Source organism: Blastomonas sp. (genome assembly GCF_041747255.1).
Classification (GTDB): domain Bacteria; phylum Pseudomonadota; class Alphaproteobacteria; order Sphingomonadales; family Sphingomonadaceae; genus Blastomonas.
On record NZ_JBGTFM010000415.1, the window covers coordinates 1 to 4,330 of the forward strand.

6 protein-coding genes and 1 tRNA gene are annotated in these 4,330 nt (G+C 62.6%); 2 read left to right on the top strand and 5 right to left on the bottom strand.

Annotated elements, in window-relative coordinates; all coding sequences use genetic code 11:
- Positions 1-608, bottom strand: a 608-nt coding sequence (locus ACEW8G_RS14005; protein ID WP_373489023.1) for a GcrA family cell cycle regulator, incomplete at its 3' end; no start/stop codon positions are given.
- Between the two features lie 126 nt (positions 609-734).
- Between ACEW8G_RS14005 and ACEW8G_RS14010 the strand changes: the two genes are divergently transcribed.
- Positions 735-1,556 carry an ABC transporter permease gene (locus ACEW8G_RS14010; protein ID WP_373489027.1) on the top strand — a complete coding sequence of 274 codons (822 nt, stop codon included), beginning with the start codon at positions 735-737 and terminating at the stop codon, positions 1,554-1,556.
- 20 nt (positions 1,557-1,576) lie between these two features.
- On the opposite strand, the gene hspQ is transcribed toward ACEW8G_RS14010, so the two are convergent.
- Complete coding sequence (gene hspQ / locus ACEW8G_RS14015) at positions 1,577-1,903, bottom strand: heat shock protein HspQ (protein ID WP_373489028.1); 327 nt, start codon at positions 1,901-1,903, stop codon at positions 1,577-1,579.
- A 251-nt stretch (positions 1,904-2,154) separates the two neighbouring features.
- Here hspQ and ACEW8G_RS14020 point away from each other — a divergent pair.
- Positions 2,155-2,244, top strand: a tRNA-Ser gene (locus tag ACEW8G_RS14020).
- Positions 2,245-2,353: 109 nt separating this feature from the next.
- Here ACEW8G_RS14020 and ACEW8G_RS14025 read toward each other — a convergent pair.
- The 3 genes from ACEW8G_RS14025 to ACEW8G_RS14035 all read right to left on the bottom strand — a co-directional run.
- Positions 2,354-2,725 (bottom strand): TrbC/VirB2 family protein, encoded by a 372-nt coding sequence (locus ACEW8G_RS14025; protein WP_373489024.1) that lies wholly within the window; start codon positions 2,723-2,725, stop codon positions 2,354-2,356.
- Positions 2,726-2,728: 3 nt separating this feature from the next.
- A complete protein-coding gene (gene virB11 / locus ACEW8G_RS14030; protein WP_373489025.1) occupies positions 2,729-3,736 on the bottom strand; it encodes a P-type DNA transfer ATPase VirB11 in 1,008 nt (335 codons plus the stop codon).
- On the bottom strand, positions 3,733-4,330 hold a 598-nt coding region (locus ACEW8G_RS14035), incomplete at its 5' end, for a TrbI/VirB10 family protein (RefSeq protein ID WP_373489026.1). The genes ACEW8G_RS14035 and virB11, both read right to left, overlap by 4 nt.

Here is a 4,330-nt window from a genome sequence, read left to right on the forward strand (position 1 = left end):
CAGAAATGGAAATCGGGCTCGCCCGGGTGACCCATCGGCCAGCGGCAGATGCGGTCGGTAAGATCAAGCAGGCTGGTCTTGTCGGCAATTTCCGGCGCTGGCCGCGCGGGCACCAGACGGCGCGGTGGGGCAGGGGGGATCGGGGCCTGCTGGTCACCGGGGCCTTGACGGAGGAACCCGCCGGGGCCGACCGAGATGATCCGCGGCTGCGGCTTGGCCGGCGCAGCGACCGCATCGGCGACGACGCTGTCATCACTGGCATCGTCAGCATCGGCAACGGGATCTGCAGCCTCAATCTGGCGCCGCGACGGCGCGGGGCTGGGTGCCGGGGTGGCCGGTGCTGCGACCGGCTGAGGGTCGGCAATGAACGGGGGCGCCTCAGCCTCAGCCTTTTGGGCAGGCTTGGGCGTGTCGGCTTTCTTGGCGGACTTGGCGCGCGATTCACCCGCCTTGACGGGCGAAGGACGCGACTTGAGGCCAAGCCGGTGCGCCTTGCCGATCACCGCGTTGCGGCTGACCCCGCCAAGCTCTTCGGCAATCTGGCTGGCGGTGAGACCTTTTTCCCACATGGTTTTGAGCTGATCGATCCGCTCGTCGGTCCATGACATGAAAAGCAATTCCTTCTTGACCAAATGGGGGCTTGTCCGGTCGAACGTCCGCCGATAGGCGCAAGCCATATGACCGATCAAGCAAAGAATCCTGCACCCGGCGGAAATGGCATGCCGAAACCTGCCATGGTTGACACCGGACCAGCCTTTCTGGAACCGGGCGTCGGGCGGATCGGGGCAGTAAACTGGGGAGGGCTTAAGGCCCTCTATATGAAAGAGGTGCGGCGATTCTTCAAGGTGCAGCTGCAAACCATCTGGGCGCCAGCCATCACCACGATGCTGTTTCTGGTCATTTTTACCGTAGCGCTGGGCCGCTCCGGGCGCACCGTGCTCGGCGTGCCGTTCGCTGACTTTCTAGCCCCCGGGCTGATTGTTATGGCGATGATGCAGAATGCCTTTGCCAATTCCAGCTTTTCGCTGCTGGTGGGCAAAATCCAGGGCACGATTATTGATTATCTGATGCCGCCACTGTCAGAGCTTGAGGTGCTGGCCTCGCTCAGCATCGCTGCGGTCACCCGCGCAATCCTGGTTGGCTGTGCGGTTTGGCTCGCGATGTTGCTGTGGCCGAACATCAGCGTGGCGCCGCAGCACCTGTGGGCAGTGGTCTGGTTCGGCCTCATGGGGTCGCTGATGCTCGCCTTCATGGGCGTATTGACGTCGATCTGGGCGGAAAAATTCGATCACGCAGCGGCAGTGAGCAACTTTGTCGTCGCGCCGCTCGCGCTGCTTTCGGGCACCTTCTATTCGGTCGATGCGATGGCGCCGCTGTTCCGCACGCTCAGCCACGCCAACCCGTTTTTCTATGTGATCTCGGGTTTTCGATACGGCTTTATCGGGGTGAGCGATTCGCCGGTGCTGTGGGGCGCGGCGCTGCTGCTGGTGATTAACATCGCGCTCGGCATCGGCTGTTATGCGTTGCTGCGGTCAGGCTGGAAGCTGCGGTCCTAGACCCGCAGCCCCTGCGCGAATCAATGCATGGTACGCAGTTTGTAACGCCCGCCCTTGAACGGGCCGAACAGCTGCGGCACCGCCGGATGATCGATTGGTTCGCCGCTGTCATCGCTCACCAGATTCTGCTGGCTGACATAGGCGATATAGCTGTTGTCGGTATTTTCCGCGAACAGGTGATAAAAGGGCTGGTCCTTGGCGGGGCGCAGCTCTTCAGGGATCGATTCATACCAGTCGTCGCTGTTAGCAAACACCGGATCGATATCAAAAATGACGCCGCGAAAATCGAACAAGCGGTGCCGCACGATATCACCGATGGTGTAGCGGGCCTTTGATACGCGCGGCATCACGATGGTCGATCCATCGATACCGTCGCCACTGTTCAGATTGTCGGCGCGGCCATTGCCGGCGCGCGTCTGGTTATTGCTCATAATCATAATCTAGGGTGTTGCAACGCAGCATGCAAGCTTTCCCCCTTGGCAAGGACCCGCGCCTGCGCTAATGGCCCGCCTTCCCGCAGATCGACCCAACTGTTTCTGCGCTGCGGGGGTCCGCATCTGGTCGCATCCATCGCTTCTGATGTGCGCCACACCAGGCCGGAGAGGTGGCAGAGTGGTCGAATGTACCGCACTCGAAATGCGGCGTGGGTGCAAGCTCACCGTGGGTTCGAATCCCACCCTCTCCGCCAATATCTCTTGATTTAATTTGAATTTTTGGATGTAACGGTGATGTTACCATAATGGCTCCCCAATAGTCTTCTTGCTTGCTACATCGCGAATAGCAGCGCACTGTTCGTCTCACTGGATCGGCATTGCCGCGCCCGCATATGGATCATAGGCTGAGGGTTGGTTGGGGGAAGGTGGAGGCGGCGGTGGTGGTGCGGTTTCTACTGGCACCACCTGCGAATAGGCTGGCCCTCCGGCATTCGCCGCCAACAGGATGCCTGCTGCGATGTTGGACGCTCCGAACACGATAAAGCAGCCGATGATCACGGTTGCCCCTTTGCATAATTCGACGCGCCCGGACAGCATGCCCAACCCGATTGCGGCGACAGCGATCACTGCGATTGTCGTGGCGACAGTCCCGAGCAGGGTGGTTTGCAACCACTCAACCGCGCTGACCAGCGCGCCAGACCCAGATGGCGCAGAAAACGGCTCGCTGTAGATCATCGGCTAATCCATAGGATCGTGCGCGCGCAGTGAGACCGCTGACACAAACCTGCGCCCGTGCTCACGCGACAGCTGAACAAACACATCGATGGTGGAGCGCACATAATGGTGCACGTCTGACCGGCTGAGCTGCGTGCCAGCCTGCAGCACCAGCAGCGTGATCTGTTCGATGGCACCTTCTGGGCTGTCGGCATGCACCGTCGTCATCGAACCAGGATGACCGGTGTTGACCGCGCGCAAGAACGCGAGCGCCTCATCGCCGCGCAGCTCGCCCAGGATGATCCGGTCGGGGCGCATGCGCAGCGATGCGGCAACGAGGTCGTTGGCGCTCACGCGCGCTTCGCCAAGCGCGCTGCGCGCCGCCAGCAGCCCAACCGCATTGGCATGCTTGAGCTGAAGCTCCTGCGTGTCCTCGATCAGGATCAGACGTTCCTCTGCCGGGATCTCACGCAGCAACGCGTTGAGGAACGTTGTCTTGCCCGTCGATGTGCCGCCTGACACCAGGACATTCTTGCGCGCACGCACGGCGGTGCTCAGCAGCCCGGCGATATCGCCTGCATCGAGCAGGCGGGCGAGCCTCGCGTCTATTTCACAGGCAACGCGGCCGCCGCGCTGCGTGCGGTCAAAGGCTCCAGCTGCCACATAGTCCCCGAGTGTCAGCTCAGGCGACACATGCTTGCGCACCGCCAGCGCCAATGCGCCACGCGTCGCAGGTGGCGCCACAATCTGCGCACGTGATCCGTCGGGCAGCGTGGAGGAGAGCAGCGGATGTTCGCGGCTGATCCCCTGGTGCGAGAGCGCCGCAACCTGACGTGCGAGGCGGTCAAGCGTCACTGCGTCCAGTGCAGGGGCCTCGTGCCGCTCGATGCCACCCGTAGCCAGCTCTATCCAGATTTCATGGGGCCGGTTGACGTATATGTCTGTGACATCCGGCCGCGCCAGCACGTCGCCAAGCGGCGCCAGATAGCTCATCAGATAGACCTGACCGGCTGGGCTGGCGTCGCTGCTCATCGGCGGGTTTGCTCGACGCCAGTAAAGTCGAGGTCACGCGCGACGAATACGCTCACGCTGGTACCGCGCTTGACGGTGAGGGTGGGGGTGATCTGTTGCGGTTGCACGCGCTGGCTGGGAATGCCTCCAAACGATCCGGGCAGCGCGATGACCGTGGGCGAGTCGATCGCGCGGGCCGCCGCGTTGACCCCGATGTCGAGGACCGACTGCAGGATCGCGCTGCCAAAGCGCTCGAAGAAATGCGTGTTTACCCGGGCGCGCACCCCGACCCGTCCAAACGGATCGGCGACCGGCGAGTCGATGACGACAGTCGCGCCGTCCGGGCGGATAAGGCGTGTCCACGTGATCAATGCGCGATTTTCACCCGCAACGTTGTCCGAACCATATTCGCCGATCAACCGGCTGCCGCGCGGGATGAGTACCCGCGTTCCGTCAAAGCCGCGCACATCGCGTGACACGATGGCCCGCGCGAACCCTGGCCGGGTTGAGTCCAGAGCCGACTCAAGGATGGCGGGGATCAATGTGCCCTGGATGATCGATGTGCTGCGGTTGGCGAACGCGCCGGCGCGTGCGCGCGCCGTGTTGGCAGGCGCC